The sequence below is a fragment of the Micromonospora globbae genome, assembly GCF_036184225.1.
Classification (GTDB): Bacteria; Actinomycetota; Actinomycetes; order Mycobacteriales; family Micromonosporaceae; genus Micromonospora; species Micromonospora globbae.
Genome location: NZ_CP108084.1, coordinates 150,989 through 168,462 on the forward strand (window position 1 = coordinate 150,989; position 17,474 = coordinate 168,462).

The following is a 17,474-nucleotide window of genomic DNA, read 5'->3' on the forward strand; positions in this document are numbered from 1 at the left end:
GTTGTCCCGGGGCCCCTCCTGTCAACCTGAGGAGAGCTGAGATGCGCAGACTCCTGCGATCCGTCCTCGGCGGGGCCACCGCCGCCCTCGCCGTCATCGCCTGCACGACCCCGGCCAACCCGGCGAACGCCGCCGACACCCCGTACGACGTGCTCGTCTTCTCCAAGACCGCCGGCTTCCGGCACGACTCGATAGCGGTCGGCACGCAGGCCATCCGCGACCTCGGAGCCGCGAACAACTTCACGGTGACCGCCACCGAGGACGCCGCGGCCTTCACCACCGGCAACCTCGCCCAGTACGAGGCCGTCGTCTTCCTCAACACCACCGGCGACGTGCTCAACGCCAGCCAGCAGAGCGCCTTCGAGTCGTACATCGGCGGCGGAGGCGGCTTCGTCGGGGTGCACGCGGCCGCCGACACCGAGTACGGCTGGTCGTTCTACGGCAACCTCGTCGGCGCGTACTTCGCCTCCCACCCGGCCATCCAGCAGGCGAACGTCAAGGTCGAGAACCGGGCCCACGCGGCGACGGCCCACCTGCCGCAGACGTGGACCCGCACCGACGAGTGGTACAACTACCAGACCAACGCCCGCTCGACCGCCCGGGTGCTCGCCACCCTCGACGAGTCGTCGTACTCCGGCGGCTCGATGGGCGGGGACCACCCGCACTCCTGGTGCAAGACGTACAACGGCGGCCGGGCCTTCTACACCGGCGGCGGCCACACCCAGGCGTCGTACGCCGAGCCGGCGTTCCGCGCGCACCTGCTCGGCGGCATCCGGTACGCGGCCGGCCGGGCCAAGGCCGACTGCCGCCCCGAGACCGGCTACACGACCCTCTACAACGGTTCCACCATCGGCTGGTCGCAGGCCGGGCCGGGCAGCTTCACGAACGCCGACGCCACCCTCACCTCCGTGGGCGGGATGGGCCTGTTCTGGTACAGCGCGAAGCAGTTCACCAACTACTCCCTCAAGCTGGACTGGCGGCTCGCGGGCGACGACAACTCGGGCGTGTTCATCGGCTTCCCGCCGTCGAGCGACCCCTGGTCGGCCGTGAACAACGGCTACGAGGTGCAGATCGACCCCACCGACGCCCCCGACCGGACCACCGGGGCCGTCTACACCTTCAAGTCGGCCGACCTGGCGGCCCGGGACGCGGCGCTCAACCCGGCGGGGGAGTGGAACACCTACGAACTGCTCGTCGAGGGTGAGCGGCTCCAGGTGTTCCTCAACGGGGTGAAGATCAACGACTTCACCAACACCGACCCGGCCCGCTCGCTCGCCGGGCACATCGGCCTGCAGAACCACGGCACCGGCGACGACGTCTCGTTCCGCAACGTCCGGATCAAGGAACTCGGGGGTACGCCGGGCGGCGGGAACACCACCGTCCAGGCCGAGGCGTTCAGCTCGGCGAGCGGGGTCACCCCGTTCGCCAAGGCCGGCGCGAACGGCGGCCAGACGCTCGGCTACATCGACCCGGGCGACTGGGCGGCGTACAACGGGGTCGACCTCACGGGCGTGACGTCGTTCCGGGCGCGGGTCGTCTCCGGTGGGCCGGGCGGCACCATCCAGGTGCGCACCGGCTCGACCAGCGGCCCGGTGCTCGGCTCGGTGGCCGTGCCCAACACGGGCAGCTGGACGACGTTCGCCGACGTCACGACCGCGCTGTCGAGCGTGCCGTCGGGTACGCAGAACCTCTATCTGACCTTCACCGGGTCCGGCGGTGGGCTCTTCGACGTCGACGACTTCACCCTCGTGCGGGGTGACGGCGGCGGGGGTACGCCCGGCACCGGGCCGATCCGGGGTCTCGCGGGCAAGTGTCTGGACGTGCGGGGCGGCGGTACGGCCGACGGTACGCAGATCCAGATCTACACCTGCAACGGGAGCGCCGCGCAGACGTGGTCGGTGACGCCGAACTCGACGGTGCGGGCGTTGGGTAAGTGTCTCGACGTGTCCGGTGGTGGGTCGGCGGACGGTACGAAGATCCAGTTGTGGACGTGCAACGGTACGGGTGCGCAGAACTGGTCGGCGCAGGCCGACGGGACGTTGCGTAACCCGCAGTCGGGCAAGTGCCTGGACGTGTCGGGCAACAACTCGGCCGACAGCACGCCGGTACACCTGTGGACGTGCACGGGCGCGGCAAACCAGAAGTGGACCCTGCCCTAGGCCCCCGCCCCTCCCCGCGACCCTCCCCGCGACCCTCCCCGCGATCTTGCACTTGGTGCCCCGGCATAGCTGGCAAAAGCCGCGAAACAGGGGCCGAAAGTGCAAGATCGCGGGGGTGGGGGCGGGGCTCGGGGGGTTTCCTGGCGCTCGTACGGCACCTAGAGTGGGGGCGGCGACCGTGCAGGGCGCCGGTGGCCCGTCGGGAGGCGCAACCCGGCGGGTTCGGGGTGCCACCCCGCCGGCGATCCGTCACGGCCCGCCGCACCGGTTCGACCGGTCACCCTCGCCCCGGTCCGCCCGCACGGAATCCCCATCACCACAGGGGAGAGAAGGACAATGGCGCGACCCATCACGCTCTTCACCGGCCAGTGGGCCGACCTTCCGTTCGACGAGGTGTGCCGGCTCGCCTCGGAGTGGGGCTACGACGGGCTCGAGATCGCCTGCTGGGGCGACCACTTCGAGGTCGACAAGGCGCTGGCCGACGACTCGTACGTCGAGCGCAAGCTGGAAACGCTCGCCAAGCACAACCTGAAGGTCTACGCGATCTCCAACCACCTCGTCGGCCAGGCGGTCTGCGACCACCCCATCGACGAGCGGCACCAGGACATCCTCCCGTCCCGCATCTGGGGCGACGGCGAGCCGGAGGGCGTACGCCAGCGAGCCGCCGAGGAGATCAAGAACACCGCCCGCGCGGCGGCGAAGCTCGGGGTGCGCACCGTCGTGGGCTTCACCGGCTCGTCGATCTGGCACACCGTGGCGATGTTCCCGCCGGTGCCGCCGTCGATGATCGAGCGCGGCTACCAGGACTTCGCCGACCGGTGGAACCCGATCCTCGACGTCTTCGACGAGGTCGGTGTGCGCTTCGCCCACGAGGTGCACCCCAGTGAGATCGCGTACGACTACTGGACGACGAAGCGGACGCTGGAGGCGATCGGCCACCGGCCCGCGTTCGGGCTGAACTGGGACCCGTCGCACTTCGTGTGGCAGGAGCTGGACCCGGTCAACTTCATCTTCGACTTCGCCGACCGGATCTACCACGTCGACTGCAAGGACGCGAAGGTACGCACCGGCGACGGGCGGCGCGGCCGGCTCTCCTCGCACCTGCCGTGGGCGGACCTGCGCCGCGGCTGGGACTTCGTCTCCACCGGCCACGGTGACGTGCCGTGGGAGGACTGCTTCCGCGCCCTGAACGCGATCGGCTACGACGGGCCGATCTCGATCGAGTGGGAGGACGCCGGCATGGACCGGCTGGTCGGCGCCCCGGAGGCGCTCCAGTTCGTCCGCCGGCTCGCCTTCGACGCCCCGGCGGCCGCGTTCGACGCGGCGTTCAGCAGCAAGGGCTGAGCCGACGCTGGCCCGGGGGCCCGCCCGCGCGGCGGTGTCCCCGGGTCACCCGGCGGTCCGCACCGGCAGCGCTCGGGGCCGGTCGATGGTCCGCCCGCCCGACGGCGTCCCGGGTCACGCGGCGGCGAACACGTGCTCGCTGGCCAGGCGCGCCGCGCCGACCAGACCGGCACGCTCGCCCAGGTCGGAGAGCACGACCGGCATGGTGCCGGTGGCCAGCGGCGCCGACCGGCGGTAGACCACGGCCCGGATCTCGGCGAGCAGGATGTGCCCGAGGCCGTCGGCCGCCCCGCCGATGACCACGATGCCCGGGTTGAAGAAGCTGACCAGGCCGACCAGTACCCGGCCGATCCGGCGGGCCGCGTCCCGGACCAGCGTCTGCGCCTCCGGGTCGCCGGCCGTGGCGGCCGCCGCCACGTCCCGTACCGTCAGCGAGCCCGCCGCCGCGAGTCGGTCGGCCAGCGCGGCGGACCGTCCCGACCGGGCCGCGTCCAGCGCCGACCGGACGAGCGCGGCGTCGCCGCAGTACGCCTCGAAGCAGCCCGTCTCGCCGCAGGCGCAGACCGGGCCGTCCTCGCCCAGCGGCAGGTGCGCGATGTCCCCCGCGCTGCTGGTCGCGCCCCGGTACAGCGCGCCGCCGAGCACGAGGCCGCTGCCGACCGCCGTGCCGAGCTTCAGGTAGAGGAAGTCGTCGAACGTCCGGCCGATGCCGGCGTGCTGCTCGCCGAGGGCCAGCAGGTTCGCGTCGTTGTCGACCAGCACGGGGCAGCGCAGCTCGGCGGCGAACGCGTCCCGCACCGGGTACCGCTGCCAGCCGGGCAGCGCCGCGGGCGCCGCCGAGGTGCCGGACTCGGTGTCCACGGGGCCGGGCAGGGCGACGCCGACGCCGGTCAGCTCGGCCGCCCCCACCTCGGCCCGCAGCTTCTCGACCAGGTCGACGACCCGGCCGATCACCGGTTCCGGCCCGTCGCCCACGTCGGACGGCTCGGTGGCCTCGGCCAGGACGTTCAGCTCGCCGTCCGTCACCGCCACGCGGATCCGGTCGGGTGCCACGACGACGCCCGCGAAGCGCATCCCGCCGGAGAGGCGCAGCAGCGAGGACCGGCGCCCGCCCCGGGAGGCCGCCGGCCCGGCGACCTCGACGAGGCCGTGCGCGACGAGCCGGTCCAGTTCGCTCGTCAACGTCGACCGGGACAGGCCCAGCGCGTCGCCCAGTTCGACGCGTGACCGCGGGCCGTCGTCGCGCAGCAACCGGACCAACCGCGCCTGGTGTGCGTTCTCCAGCCGGACGAGGGCCATCACCACCACCTCCGGACCCGAGTCTCGCAGGTCGGTGTTTCGGCCCTGTAGCGGCCAGGGGCCGCACCCGGCAGGTGCGGCCCCTGGCGTACGTGCCGGGTCGGTCAGCCCCGCAGACCCGACATGTGCTGGAAACTGACCTCGGCGTAACGCAGGGAGCGTCCCGGGTCGGCGGCGCCGCCCGGCGCGTTGTCCTGCTCCCACATCGGGTTGTGGTAGCCCTTCGCGCCCATGTTGGCGAAGAAGTGCCCGTAGTCGATGTCGCCCTGGCCGAGCGGCACCATGTCGTACCCGGCGCTGTTGGCCGGGTTGAACGCGCCGTCCTTGGCGTGGAACAGCGGGAACCGGATCGGCTGGGCGGCGACCACGGCCAGCGGGTCGAAGATGCTGGTCTGCGTCACCCCGTCCGGGTCGGTGTAGGTGCGGAAGCGGTGCTGGGCCACGTGCGCCCAGTAGATGTCCATCTCGAACCACACCCACTCCGGGTTGGTGCGGGCGATGAAGTACTCCAGCTTGCGGACGCCGGAGGACCGGGTCGGCCGGCCCTGCGCGTCCAGCGGGCCGCTGTCGAGCAGGAAGTTGTACGCCGCGTCGTGGTTGTGCGTGTACAGCTTCAGCCCGCGGGCGGCGGCCATCTCGCCGAAGGTGTTCCACCGGTCGACGGCGGCGTCCCAGTCGGCCTTGTAGTTGCTGCCGGTCGGGTCGCTGCCGGTGCCGATGTGGCTCATGCCGAGGATCTCGGCGGTGTCGAGCGTCTGCTCGAACTGGGCGATGGTGGTCGGGTTGACGGTGCTCGGGATCGAGGCGTGCGAGCCGTTGGCCCGCAGCCCGTTGTCGTCGAGGATCTTGCGGATCTCCTGCGGGGTGATCTGCCGGCCGAGGATCGAGGTGTGCTGGGTGTAGCCGGCGAACTCGACCTCCTTGTAGCCGATCTCGGCGAGGCGGGCGAGCACCCGCTCGAAGCCGTACGGCACTCCGGTGCCGTCCGGGGCGGCGCCGATCCGGTCCCGGACGCTGTAGAGGATGATGCCGCGCTTGCCGGCCGGGACGAGCAGGCCGTTGCCCGCGAAGGCGGGGGAGCCCAGGGCGGCGCCGCCGACGGCGGCCGCGCCGGCGAGGCCGGCCAGGGCGCCGAGCATGCTGCGCCGGCTCAGGCCGTGCTGACTGTCGTTCATCTGCTGCTGCCTTTCTCGGGTGGTGCCGGGGGGACGGGGCGGGCGGTGGTCGCGGGTCCGCGCCGGCGGACCCGCGACCACGGACGTCACGGTGTGACGCCGATGCCCGGACCGGTGAACTCGACCCAGTTGAGGTTTCCGAAACCGCTGGTCGGGCCGCCGGGGATGGTGGTGAACACGAGGTACAGCCGGTGTGTGCCGCCCGGGTCGGTGATCGGCACGGTGGTGCTGGCGTACGCGTTGTTGCCGCTGGTCGCGTTGACGACGGCGGTGGTCAGCAGCGGTCCGGTGGGGGAGTCCAGCCGGAACTGGACGCCGAACCGGGGCTGCCCGGCGGTGGCCGCGCTACCGCCCGAGGTGCGCAGGGTGACCGACTGGATCTGGTGGAGGTTCACCGTGTTGTTGATGGCGATCCAGTCGCCCGGGTCGAGGCTGCCGCGCTGCTGGCCGCCACCGGTGTCGGCGGTGGTGCCGACCGTGGTGCCGGACTGGTCGGCCGCGAACTCGACCTCCTGCCGCTTGTCCTGGATGATCTGCTGGTCGACGGTGGTGAGGGCCGGTTGGCCGTTGGCGCCCCCGTCGGTGTAGGACGCGCTGACGACGCCGTAGATGTAGCCGCCGTGCGAGGCGTCGTCGGCGAGGGTGGGCAGGACGCCCGAGCAGCCGAACTGGTTGGCCTGCCCGTGCCCGTGGCTGTCGTGGCCGAGGACGAAGGTCACCTCGACCTTGGCGCAGTCGACCGGGCCGTCCTCCGGGTCGGTGACGGTCACCGACCACGGGATGCTGTCACCCCAGCGGAAGAAGCCGCCCTCCAGCGGGGTGTCGACGGTGACCGTCGGCGCGGTGTTGCCGACCGTGATGGTGGTGTTGGCCGACGCGGTCTTGCCGCTGGAGTCGGTCACCGTGAGCCGCGCCGTGTAGACGCCGTTGGCGGTGTAGGTGTACGTCGGGTTGGGGTCGACGGAGTCGGTGGTGCCGTTGCCGTCGAAATCCCAGGCGAACGAGATGGAGTCGGCCGGGTCGGGGTCGCGCGACCCCTCGCTGCTGAACGCCACGGTGAGCGGCGCCGTGCCGTTGGTGCGGTCGGCCGACAGGGCGGCGATCGGCGCCCGCAGACCCTTGACGTAGCTGAACTTCAGCATCGCCGCGTCCGGGTTGACGTTGAAGAAGCCGTCCCCGTACGTCAGCAGGTAGAAGTTGCCGTCGGGGCCCCACTTCATGTCCATCGGGTTGTCGCAGAGGAACGGCCGCGACGGGGTGGTCGGCGCCTGCCCGCAGTTCAACACATTGTTGATCTTCAGGATGTCGCCCTGGCCGTCGAGGCGGATCTCCTTGAGCGTGTCCCGGGTGAACTCGCCGAAGAAGATCGACCCGTCGAAGTACGCGGGGAACTTCGTCTCCGACCTCAGCTCCGGGTCGTAGTCGTAGCGCGCCGCGCCGTGCGGTCCCACGCCGCCGGTGCCCAGCTCGGGGAAGAGCACGGGGCAGGTCTGCGTGGGGGTGGACAGGTAGGACTCCGGACACGGGGTCGGGGCCTGGAACGAGTACCACAGCTCCGACTTCTCCACCGGCGGCAGGTCCGTCAGGCCCGTGTTGTGCCGGGAGGTGTTGCGCGGCGCCGCGCAGTCGAACGGCGCGATCGGCGAGATCGGGTTGGTGGTCCAGTTCATCTCGATGTACGGCAGGTTGGGCTGCACGCACATCGGCCAGCCGTAGTTGGAAGGCTTGTCGACCACCATCATCCGGCCGGTGCCCGCCGGTCCCCGGCCCACCGCCGCCGTCGACGAGTCCGGCGAGTAGTCCGTGACGTACGCGACGTCGTTCTTGTCGAGGGTGATCCGGAACGGGTTCCGGAAGCCCATCGCGTAGATCTCCGGCCGGGTCTTGTCGCCCGGATCCTGCGCCTCGGGGAACAGGTTCCCGTCCGGCACCGTGTAGCTCCCGTCCGGCTGGACGGTGATCCGCAGGATCTTCCCGCGCAGGTCGTTGGTGTTGGCCGAGCTGCGCCGGGCGTCCACGAACGGCGCCTGGTAGACGCCGGTGGCGCTCACCGAGTCGTTGTGCGGGGAGAACCCGCCGGAGCCGCCGCCGCCGGCCGGCGTGTCGTCCCCGGTGACCAGCCAGAGGTTGTTGTGCGAGTCGAACGCGATGTCGCCGGCCACGTGGCAGCAGGCGCCCCGGTCGACCGGGACCTGGAGGATCTTCTGCTCGCTCGCCAGGTCGAGGGTCGGGTTCTCGCCGTCGACGAACTTGAACCGGGACAGCTGGAAGTAGCCCTTCCACCGGTCCCAGGCCGCCGGGTCCGTGCTCGTGGTCGGGGCGCTGCCGGTCGGCGTGTCCAGCGGCGGGGCGTAGTACAGGTAGACCCACCTGTTCGTGGCGAAGTCCCGGTCGATCGCCGGGCCGTACATCCCGTCCTCGCTGTGGGTGTAGACCGGGATCTGCGCCAGCACGGTGGTCTCGTTGGTGTCCGGGTCGTGCAGGCGTACGCCGCCGCGGCGGTCGGTCTGGATCACCCGCCCGTCGGGCAGCACGTCGAAGCCGATCGGCTCGTTCACGTTGGGCTGCGCGCCGATCACTGTCATCTGGTAGTTGGCGAGCACGGTGGCGCCGCAGTCCCCGTCGGTGACGCCCGCCGCCCACTGGATCGCCCCGCCCAGGTGGGCGCGGAGGTCGGCGCTCCCGTAGCTCTCCGGGGTGGCACCCAGTCCGGTGTAGAACGACCGCCCGCCCTGGTAGTCCTTGCACCAGGTGATCGGGTGGTCGAAGCCCATGGCGCCGCCGGCGTACGTCTTCTCGTCCACCGTGGCCAGGACGTGCGAGACGCCCCGCACGTTCGCCGCGAAGTTGTACCACCGGTCGGTGGTGGTCCACCGCTCCGGCAGCGACGCGGACGCCGGGTGCACCCGGTCGGCGACGGTCACGGTGGCCGCGCTGGCCTCCGTGGGGGCGCCCGCCGCGCGGGTGCCGAGCACGTTGTCGAGGAAGGCCCAGCCGGGTTCCGCCTCGATGGCGGAGTGCACGCCGACGAAGCCGCCGCCGTCGCGGTAGTAGCGCTCGAAGGCGGCCTGCTGGGCGTCGTTCAGCACGTCGCCGGAGGTGTTCAGGAACACCACGGCGCGGAACTGCTTGAGGTGCGGCTCGTCGAACTTGCGGGCGTCGTCGGTCACCTCGACGGTGAACCGCCGGTCCTTGCCGAGTTGCCGGATCGCCTCGACGCCCGCCGTGGTGGCGGCGTGGCCGCCGTCGGCCGACCGGGTGAAGACGAGGACCTTGTACTGGATGCCGTTGTCGTCCGGCGCCGGCGCGGGGGCCGCCGGTACGGGGGCCGCCTGTAGGGGGGCTGCCTGTGCGGCGGCTGCCTGTGCCGACGCGGCCTGCTGCGGGCCGGTCGCCACGAGGGTCGCGCCGACGAGGGTGAGCAGGCTGAGGTGGGTCGCGGCTCTTCGGCCGATGGATCTGCGCATCGAACCTCGCTCTGGTCGGGCGGGTCCGCCCCAGCGGTCGGCACCGCTGAGGGGGTCCGGGGGAGTTCCGAGAGCCTGGCCAGGATCTACGCAGGACGATATTTGCGAGCGGCACTAAAGAGAAGAGGTAACCAGCAAAAGTTTCTGACCGTACGGCCGAGCTTTTGCTCCAAACCGGAGAAAGTCTCCCAGTGTTGTGGCGATAGATCGGCTTGCCCAGAGCGAAAGTGGTGCGGCGGGCCTGGCGAGCTGCCGTGGGGAGTGTGGTGGGCCGCGGCCCTGTCGTGTGTGGGGTGCGGGGCTGTCGTGTGTGGGGTGCGGGGCTTTGGCGGGCTTGTGGTGTGGGGTGCGGGGCTTGTCGCCGGGAGTGCGGGGGCTTGTGGTGTGACTGCGGGGGCTTGGTGGACCTGTCGTGAGGAACAGCGTCGGAGGGCCCGGAAACGCTACGGACCCGGCCGCCGAGATGGCGACCGGGCCCGTACGTGCGGCGACTAGCTGCCCGAGCCGGACGGCTTGGAACGCGGGGTGGCGGCGGTCGACGAGGTCGACCCGGAGGTCGAGCCACCGGCCGACGAGCTGCCACCGGTCTTCGCGCCGACGGTGGCCGGCGTGCCGGCGAACGCGTCGTCGGCGGCGGTCAGCGGCTGCTTGCTGCCGTTGCCGCTCAGCTTCTCGCCCAGCTTGGTCTGGCCGAGCTTGTCCTTGCCCTCGCTGTAGAGCCGGGTCGCCTGGGCCTGCGCGACGCCCGCCGCCTCCTGCACGGTGGGGTGGTCGAGTACCTTGCGGCCCCGCATGACCAGCTCCTCGTACTTCTCCCGGCCGGCACGGGCGCCCAGGACGAATCCCGCAGCCAGCCCGCCAAGAAACATGATCTTTCCGCGCATGGCGGCTCCTTCCGTACCTGACGCGCCGTCGCCCCGTCGGGGAGTACCCCGGCGGGTACGACCAAACTCGCGCCTGCGTCCTGTCGTCCGCAGCTAACTACCCATCCTGCTCCGCGCTCATGCCTCCTTGTGCCGTGATGGCGATTTGTCCGAAATGTTGAGTCTGTTGTCCGTGCTGCCGGTCCCGCCGCGCGCTCGGTAACCCCCTGGACCAACACCCCCGGGTGTCCTGTACTCTTGTCCCGTCGCACGGCGTCGGAGTGATCCGTTGACGTGTGGCTGCAGTCCCCTGTAGCTCAATTGGCAGAGCAGCCGGCTGTTAACCGGCAGGTTATTGGTTCGAGTCCAATCGGGGGAGCCACTCCACTTCACGCCCGCTGTGCCCGAGGCCAGCGGGCGTCCGCCGTTCTCGGCTCGCGCTCGCGCGCTCCACCCTCCCCCGCCCCACCCTTCGCCGCACTCCGCCCCGCGCCCCGCCCCGCCCCCGCTCCCCGCGATCTTGCACTTTCTGCCCTGGCAAAGGGGGCGATACGGGTCATTTCAGGGGCGCAAACTGCAAGATCGCGGGACGGGACGGGGCGGGGCTGGGCGAGAGCAGGGGTGCGAGACCGTGCGCTTTCGGTGCTCTCCGTGCTCGCCGTGCCTCGTGCTTCCGGCCCCTGGGCTCCGCGTACCCGGGCTCCCGCGCCCGGGCTCCCGATGCCCGGGTCCCCGTGTCCCGCGCCCGGCCCCCCGTGCTAACACGCGCAACCCGTCCCCGCGGCGCCCACTCCTCTCCGCGATCTTGCACTTTCGGCCCGGATAGAAGGGGCAATAAGGGTCATTTCGAGGGCACAAACTGCAAGATCGACGGGAGCTGGGAGCTGGGAGCGGGGAGCGGGGAGCGGGGAGCGGGGAGCGGGCGCGGGCGTGGGGCTAGGACAGGGACAGTGCTCGGACATGGCTCGGACAGGGACCGGGGCAGGGCGGGGTTGGGTTCGGGGTCTCCGTGGGGCCTTGGAGCGGGGAGCGGAGAAGGGGGTTTTTGCCCGGAAAGTTGTGGTCTGCGGCAGGATGGGGGCGTCGATTCGGGTTCAGCCGCGTCGATCGTGAATCACGGATGGGGGCGGATGTCCGCAGCGGTGGGCCGCGGCCGGGCCACGCTGATCGCGGCGGTCGTGGTGCTGGCCTGGCTGGCCGTCGGCGCGGTCGCCGGCCCGTACTCGGGGCGCCTCGGTGACGTGGCGACGAACGACAACGCCGCGTTCCTCCCCGCCGACGCCGAGGCCACCCGGGCGCAGGAGCTGTCCCGCGGTTTCGTCGCGCGGCAGACCACTCCCGCCCTCGTGGTCTACGAACGCCGCTCCGGGCTCACCGAGGCCGACCGGCAGAAGGCAGCCGCCGACGCCGCCCGTCTCGCCGAGGTGCCGGGGGTGGTCGGGCCGCTGCCACCGCCCATCCCCAGCGCGGACGGGCAGGCGCTCCAGCTGGTGGTGCCGATCGACGACGCCGAGGGGGAACGGATCGGCGACGTCGTGGAGCGGCTGCGCGCGATCACCGGCGGCGGGAGCGGCGGGCTGACCGTCGACGTGGCCGGGCCGGCGGGCCTGCTCGCCGACCTCATCGAGGTCTTCTCCGCCATCGACGGGACGCTGCTGCTGGTGACCCTCTGCGTGGTGCTGGTCATCCTGCTCGTCGTCTATCGCAGCCCGGTGCTCTGGGTCTTCCCGCTGCTGTCGGCCGGGATGTCGTACGCCCTCGCGTCGCTGCTCGTCTACCTGCTCGCCGACGCCGACCTGGTCACCCTGAACGGGCAGGCGCAGGGCATCCTCACGGTGCTGGTGTTCGGCGCCGGCACCGACTACGCGCTCCTGCTCGTCGCCCGCTACCGCGAGGAGCTGCACCGGCACGGCCGCCCGTGGGAGGCGATGCGGGCCGCGTGGCGCGGCGCCGCCCCCGCCATCGTCGCCTCCGGCGGCACCGTCATCCTCAGCCTGCTCTGCCTGCTGCTGTCCAGCCTGAACTCCAACCGGGCGCTCGGCCCGGTCGCCGCCGTCGGCATCGCCGCGACCCTGCTCGTGATGCTCACGTTCCTGCCCGCGCTGCTCGTGCTCGGGGGACGCTGGGCGTTCTGGCCACGCCGGCCCCGGTACGACCGGGCCGAACCGCAGGTCGAGCACGGTCTCTGGGCCCGGGTGGCGGGCTTCGTGGCCCGGCGTGCCCGGCTGCTCTGGGTGGTGACCGCCGTCGCGCTGGGCGTCCTCGCGCTCGGCCTCACCCAGCTCGGCACCACCACGCTCGGCCAGTCCGACCTGTTCACCACGCGTACGGAGTCGGTGGCGGGCCAGGAGGCGATCGCCCGGCACTACCCGGGCGGCACCGGCAGCCCGGCCACCGTCATCGCCAACGCTCAAGCGGCACGGCAGGTCACCGAGGCGGCCGGGGCCACGCCGGGCGTGGCGGCCGTACGCCCTCTCACGCGGGACCGGGCGGCGGGCGCCGGACCGGCCGGCCCGCCGCTGGTGGTGGACGGCAGGGTCCAGTTGGAGGTGACGCTTGCGGACCCGCCGGACAGCGACGCCGCCGAGCGGACCGTCCGGGAGCTGCGCGCCGCGGTGCACCGGGTACCCGACGCGGACGTCGTGGTCGGGGGCTTCACGGCGATCAACGTGGACACCGCCACGGCCGCCGAACGGGACCAGAACGTCATCATCCCGGTGGTGCTGGCGGTCATCGCCGTCATCCTGGCCCTGCTGCTGCGCGCGCTGGTCGCGCCCGTCCTGCTGATCGCGACCGTGCTGCTCTCCTTCGCGGCCACGCTCGGGCTCTGCGGCCTGCTGTTCCGGCACGTCTTCGACTTCCCGGGGGTGGACGCGGCGTTCCCGCTCTTCGCGTTCGTGTTCCTCGTCGCCCTCGGCATCGACTACAACATCTTCCTGATGAGCCGCGTCCGCGAGGAGGCGGTGCGGCGCGGCACCCGGGCCGGGGTGCTGGCCGGCCTCGCCGTGACCGGTGGGGTGATCACCTCGGCCGGCATCGTGCTGGCCGCGACGTTCTCGGCGCTCGCCGTACTCCCGCTCGTCGTGCTCGTGGAACTCGGCACGGCGGTCGCGGTGGGCGTCCTCATCGACACCATCGTCGTCCGCTCGCTGCTGGTGCCGGCGCTCGCGTACGACATCGGGCCGGTCGTCTGGTGGCCGGGCCGGCTGGCCCGGACGAACCATGTGGAGGTGGCGCGGAATGCTGGCTGACACGGACGTGGTCATCGTGGGCGGCGGCCTCGCCGGGCTCGCCGCCGCCCGCCGGCTGCACCGCGCCGGCGTGCCCTGGCGGCTCCTGGAGGCCGGCGGACGGCTCGGTGGCCGGATCGCCACCGACGCCGTCGACGGCTACCTGCTCGACCGCGGCTTCCAGGTGCTCAACACCGCCTACCCGCGGCTCGGCACCCTGCTCGACCTGGGCCGCCTGCGCCTCGGGCACTTCACCTCCGGCGTGCTGGTGCGCAAGGGGGACCGGTTGATCCGGCTGGTCAACCCGCTCCGGGAGCCGGCCGGCGCGCCCGGCACCGCGCTCGCCGACGTGGGCACGCTGCGCGACCGGCTCCGGCTGGCCGGGCTCGCCGCCGGCTGCGCCACCCTGCCCGCCGCCCGGCTGCTGGCCGCTCCGGAGACCACCACCGAGGTCGCGCTGCGCCGAGCCGGCCTCTCCGACGCGATCGTCGAGGAACTGCTCCGCCCGTTCCTCTCCGGCGTCCTCATCGACCGGGAGCTGGAAACCTCCAGCCATGTGTTCGCCATGGTGCTGCGCTCGTTCGCCCGCGGCCGGATCGGCCTGCCCGCCGACGGGATGGCGGCGCTGCCCCGGGCCATCGCCGAACCGCTGCCGACCGACCTCGTCGCCCTGGACACCCCGGTCGCCGAGGTCGCGCCCCGCCGGGTCCGCACCCAGGCCGGTGACATCCGGTGCCGCGCCGTCGTGGTCGCCGTCGACCCGCCGACGGCGGCCGCGCTCCTGCCGGCTCTTCCGGGCGTACGCATGCACAGCTACACGACCTACTACCACGCCACCGGGCGGCCTCCCCTGGACGAGCCGACCCTGGTGCTCGACGGTGACCGCCGCGAGCTGATCGCCAACACGGTGGTGGTGAGCAACGCGGCGCCCACGTACGCCCCGGCCGGGCGGCACCTGGTGGCCACCTCGGTGGTCGGTCCGACACCGCCGCCCGAGCCGACCGTACGGGCCGAACTCACCCGGCTCTACGGCCGCTCCACGGCCGACTGGACGCACCTGACCACGGTCACCGTTCCCCACGCGCTGCCCGCCGCGCCCCCGCCCCAGGGGCGGCTGCGCAAGCCGGTGGCGCTCGGTGACGGGATCTTCGTGGCCGGCGACCACCGCGACAGCCCGTCCATCCAGGGCGCGCTAACCAGCGGGTGGCGGGCCGCCGGCGCGGTGCTCGCCGAGCTGCGGGCACAGGGGCGGGACGGCTCGCCGGCCCGGTGAACGCGAGCGACGGCTCGCCAGCGCGGTGAGCGTGGGCGACGGCTCGTGGCCAGGGCATCGAGGGCTGAGCCGGCCGGTCGCCACGACCCGGGGCGTGAGCCGGGGCCTCGCGGCTGAATCGGCCGTCGCCAGGGCTCCGGGGCCTGAGCCGGCCGGTCGCCGCCAGCCGGTGCGGTGGCCCCGCCGCGCCGGCTGCGCGCTGTTATCCTCGCGTTGCCCATCGTGCTGCTGAGCCGGACGCCGATGAGCGACAGCGCCCGATTCGCCCCTGGTCCGTGATCGTTCGGCGGGTATAGGATCCGGCGCGGTGCTGGGGGCGGTAGCTCAGCCGGTTAGAGCAGGGGACTCATAATCCCTCGGTCGCGGGTTCGAGTCCCGCCCGCCCCACCACGAAAAACGGCTGGTCAGGCGTGCCGACGGCGACGCGGGAGCGCGTCAGGGCCGCCGCCCTCGGTCCGCACCGTTTCCGCACGAGCAGCGACAGGTCGAACGGTCGGAGGGCGGCCCTCCTCACCGGACCGCCCTCCCGACCGGCTCTCGAACTCCCCGAACACCTGCTGACGTGCAAGACGACGCTCAGCGGGTCACGACGCCACCTGGAGGCCGCGGCGCCAGGTGGGGTGCTTCGGGTGCCAGCCCAGTTCGCGCTTGGCCTTGGCGTTGGACGCGCCGCGCAGTTCGGTCATGAGGACGACGCCGGCCTCTCCGGCGGCCAGCCGTCCGACGAACCGCGGCACGCGCAGCGGCTTCTTGGCGCCGAGCATCGCGGCCAGTTCCGGCAGCCACTCGGCGACCGGGGCGGGGTCGTCGTCGACGATGTTGTAGACACCACGGCCGCCCTTCTCCACGGCCGCGACCGTGGCCTCGGCGGCGTCGGCGACGTGGACGAAGGACCACACCCCGCCGCCGTCGCCGACGATCGGGAACTTGCGCCTGCGGATCATCTCGAGCTGCTGTGAGCCCGGCGCCATGGAGGTGCCGGGGCCGTAGAACGCGCCGTAGCGCAGCACGATCCCTTCGACCCAGGTGGCGCCCAGCACGGCCTTCTCCAGGTGCTCGACCGCGGCGATCATCGAGGCCATCTCGGCGACCGGCGAGCGGTCCAGCGGGTCCTGTTCGGTCTTGACCGGCCCGCCGGTCCGCGTGTAGGCGAACGCGCCGTTGCTCTGGGCGACGAACCGTCGTACTCCGGTGGCGCGTGCGGCCGCGAGCAGGTTGTCGGTGCCCTCGGTGCGCAGCCGGTCGGTGGCCGCGAAGCTGCGCGCGAAGCGCCGGGTGTCGATGTGCCCGATGGCGGTCAGCTGGTTGACGATCACCTCGGGGGCCGTCTGGCGCACGGCCGCCTCGACCTGGGCGCGGTCCAGCGCGTCGGCGACGACCGGTACGGCGCCCAGCTGCGATGCCCTGGCCCTGCTGGATTCGCTGCGGACCATGGCGAACACCTCGTGTCCCGCATCGACCAGCCGCGGCACCAGTTCCGTGCCCATCGCCCCGGTCGCTCCTGCCACCAGCACTCTCATCGTCGGCTCCCTTGCTGTCCGGTTCGGATCTGCCACTTGAACCGGATGGCCCGCCGATCCCTGACAGGAGGCGAGGGTGACGCGCGTCATAGCACGAGCAGGGGCTCCCCGTGGTGGGTCGCGGCCCACTGTGCGGTCGCGCGTTCGAGCTTGTCGGGGTTCGCCTGCGTACGGCAGGCAGTGATGCCCTCGGCGGTGACCTCCAGGCACATGATGGCGACGACCCGGCCTTCCACGACGGCCACGACGGCGGGTTCGCCGTTGGCGGCCCAGGCGTACAGCTCGGGCGAGCCGCCGACGATGGCACGCTTGGCCTGGGCGGGCGTGAACAGTGCGCGCACGAACGTCGCGACCGCGACGGCGCCCTCGAACGCCTTGGTGCGTGCCGGCACCTTCCCACCGCCGTCGCCGACGGAGATGGCGTCCTTGGTGAGCAGGCGCACGAGTTCGTCGGTCCGGCCACTGGTGGCGGCCGCGAGGAACTCCTCGACGATCCGCCGGGCGGCGGACTGGTCGATCTCGGTGCGGGCCTTGCCGTACGCGACGTGCTTCTTGGCGCGGTGGAAGATCTGCTGGCTGGCGGCCTCGGTGATGTCGAGGATCTCGGCGATCTCCCGGTGCGGGTAGTCGAAGGCCTCCCGCAGCACGTACACGGCCCGCTCGTTGGGGGACAGACGCTCCATGAGGGTGAGGACCGCGTACGACACGGATTCGCGCTGCTCGGCGGTGTCGGCCGGGCCGAGCATCGGGTCCCCCGCGAGCAGCGGCTCGGGGAGCCAACGGCCCACGTAGGTCTCGCGGCGGGCCCGCGCGGAGGTGAGCTGGTTGAGGCACAGGTTGGTGAGGACCTTCGTGAGCCAGGCCTCGGGAACCTCGACGTGGTCGACGTCGGCGGCCTGCCAGCGCAGGAACGTCTCCTGCACCACGTCCTCCGCCTCGTCCGCGGACCCGAGGAGGCGGTAGGCGATGGCCTCCAGACGGCGCCTCGACAGCTCGAATCGGGCGACGTCGTCCGCGGTCAGAGGCATGACCTGATCCTATTTCCCGCAACGCCTCCCGCCCCAGGCGGAGACCCCACGCCGGCGGTACCCGGCCCCGACGTCGGTCGCGGCACCGCACGCCGGGCTTGACCCTCACGCCGCGT

The 17,474-nt window shown here is 72.3% G+C and carries 10 protein-coding genes and 2 tRNA genes; 6 read left to right on the top strand and 6 right to left on the bottom strand.

What is annotated here, in order from left to right:
- The first annotated feature begins 41 nt into the window (after nucleotides 1-41).
- Nucleotides 42-2,159: a lectin gene (locus tag OG994_RS00700; RefSeq protein ID WP_328851880.1), complete on the top strand. Its 2,118-nt coding sequence runs from the start codon at nucleotides 42-44 to the stop codon at nucleotides 2,157-2,159.
- Nucleotides 2,160-2,495: 336 nt separating this feature from the next.
- On the top strand, nucleotides 2,496-3,503 hold the full coding sequence (locus OG994_RS00705; protein WP_120330304.1) for a sugar phosphate isomerase/epimerase family protein: 1,008 nt from the start codon (nucleotides 2,496-2,498) through the stop codon (nucleotides 3,501-3,503).
- Between the two features lie 114 nt (nucleotides 3,504-3,617).
- Here the strand turns inward: OG994_RS00705 and OG994_RS00710 are convergent, their stop codons facing one another.
- From OG994_RS00710 to OG994_RS00725, 4 genes are all read right to left on the bottom strand, one after another.
- Nucleotides 3,618-4,802: an ROK family transcriptional regulator gene (locus OG994_RS00710; RefSeq protein ID WP_328851881.1), complete on the bottom strand. Its 1,185-nt coding sequence runs from the start codon at nucleotides 4,800-4,802 to the stop codon at nucleotides 3,618-3,620.
- Between the two features lie 104 nt (nucleotides 4,803-4,906).
- The gene (locus OG994_RS00715) at nucleotides 4,907-5,977 is read right to left on the bottom strand and encodes a sugar phosphate isomerase/epimerase family protein (RefSeq protein ID WP_192902223.1); all 1,071 of its coding nucleotides are present in this window, start codon (nucleotides 5,975-5,977) and stop codon (nucleotides 4,907-4,909) included.
- An 86-nt stretch (nucleotides 5,978-6,063) separates the two neighbouring features.
- Complete coding sequence (locus tag OG994_RS00720; RefSeq protein WP_328851882.1) at nucleotides 6,064-9,444, bottom strand: ThuA domain-containing protein; 3,381 nt, start codon at nucleotides 9,442-9,444, stop codon at nucleotides 6,064-6,066.
- A gap of 491 nt (nucleotides 9,445-9,935) precedes the next feature.
- Nucleotides 9,936-10,328 (bottom strand): hypothetical protein, encoded by a 393-nt coding sequence (locus OG994_RS00725; protein WP_328851883.1) that lies wholly within the window; start codon nucleotides 10,326-10,328, stop codon nucleotides 9,936-9,938.
- A gap of 285 nt (nucleotides 10,329-10,613) precedes the next feature.
- Between OG994_RS00725 and OG994_RS00730 the strand changes: the two genes are divergently transcribed.
- The 4 genes from OG994_RS00730 (at nucleotide 10,614) to OG994_RS00745 (ending at nucleotide 15,200) form a co-directional block, all read left to right on the top strand.
- Nucleotides 10,614-10,689, top strand: a tRNA-Asn gene (locus OG994_RS00730).
- Nucleotides 10,690-11,437: 748 nt separating this feature from the next.
- Nucleotides 11,438-13,558 carry an MMPL family transporter gene (locus OG994_RS00735; RefSeq protein WP_328851884.1) on the top strand — a complete coding sequence of 707 codons (2,121 nt, stop codon included), beginning with the start codon at nucleotides 11,438-11,440 and terminating at the stop codon, nucleotides 13,556-13,558.
- On the top strand, nucleotides 13,548-14,810 hold the full coding sequence (locus tag OG994_RS00740; protein WP_328851885.1) for an NAD(P)/FAD-dependent oxidoreductase: 1,263 nt from the start codon (nucleotides 13,548-13,550) through the stop codon (nucleotides 14,808-14,810). The genes OG994_RS00735 and OG994_RS00740 overlap by 11 nt, the downstream gene beginning before the upstream one ends.
- 313 nt (nucleotides 14,811-15,123) lie before the next feature.
- Nucleotides 15,124-15,200: transfer RNA gene (locus OG994_RS00745), tRNA-Ile, on the top strand.
- 194 nt (nucleotides 15,201-15,394) lie between these two features.
- Here the strand turns inward: OG994_RS00745 and OG994_RS00750 are convergent.
- Both OG994_RS00750 and sigJ read right to left on the bottom strand, forming a co-directional pair.
- Nucleotides 15,395-16,330: an NAD-dependent epimerase/dehydratase family protein gene (locus OG994_RS00750; RefSeq protein WP_328851886.1), complete on the bottom strand. Its 936-nt coding sequence runs from the start codon at nucleotides 16,328-16,330 to the stop codon at nucleotides 15,395-15,397.
- An 86-nt stretch (nucleotides 16,331-16,416) separates the two neighbouring features.
- Nucleotides 16,417-17,358, bottom strand: a complete 942-nt coding sequence (gene sigJ / locus OG994_RS00755) for an RNA polymerase sigma factor SigJ (RefSeq protein WP_328851887.1) — start codon at nucleotides 17,356-17,358, stop codon at nucleotides 16,417-16,419.
- Between the last annotated feature and the right edge of the window lie 116 nt (nucleotides 17,359-17,474).

Coding starts and splice junctions, on each gene's coding strand:
- OG994_RS00700 (WP_328851880.1), top strand. CDS start 42: ATGCGCAGACTCCTGCGATCCGTCCTCGGCGGGGCCACCGCCGCCCTC.
- OG994_RS00705 (WP_120330304.1), top strand. CDS start 2,496: ATGGCGCGACCCATCACGCTCTTCACCGGCCAGTGGGCCGACCTTCCG.
- OG994_RS00710 (WP_328851881.1), bottom strand. CDS start 4,802: ATGGCCCTCGTCCGGCTGGAGAACGCACACCAGGCGCGGTTGGTCCGG.
- OG994_RS00715 (WP_192902223.1), bottom strand. CDS start 5,977: ATGAACGACAGTCAGCACGGCCTGAGCCGGCGCAGCATGCTCGGCGCC.
- OG994_RS00720 (WP_328851882.1), bottom strand. CDS start 9,444: ATGCGCAGATCCATCGGCCGAAGAGCCGCGACCCACCTCAGCCTGCTC.
- OG994_RS00725 (WP_328851883.1), bottom strand. CDS start 10,328: ATGCGCGGAAAGATCATGTTTCTTGGCGGGCTGGCTGCGGGATTCGTC.
- OG994_RS00735 (WP_328851884.1), top strand. CDS start 11,438: ATGTCCGCAGCGGTGGGCCGCGGCCGGGCCACGCTGATCGCGGCGGTC.
- OG994_RS00740 (WP_328851885.1), top strand. CDS start 13,548: ATGCTGGCTGACACGGACGTGGTCATCGTGGGCGGCGGCCTCGCCGGG.
- OG994_RS00750 (WP_328851886.1), bottom strand. CDS start 16,330: ATGAGAGTGCTGGTGGCAGGAGCGACCGGGGCGATGGGCACGGAACTG.
- sigJ (WP_328851887.1), bottom strand. CDS start 17,358: ATGCCTCTGACCGCGGACGACGTCGCCCGATTCGAGCTGTCGAGGCGC.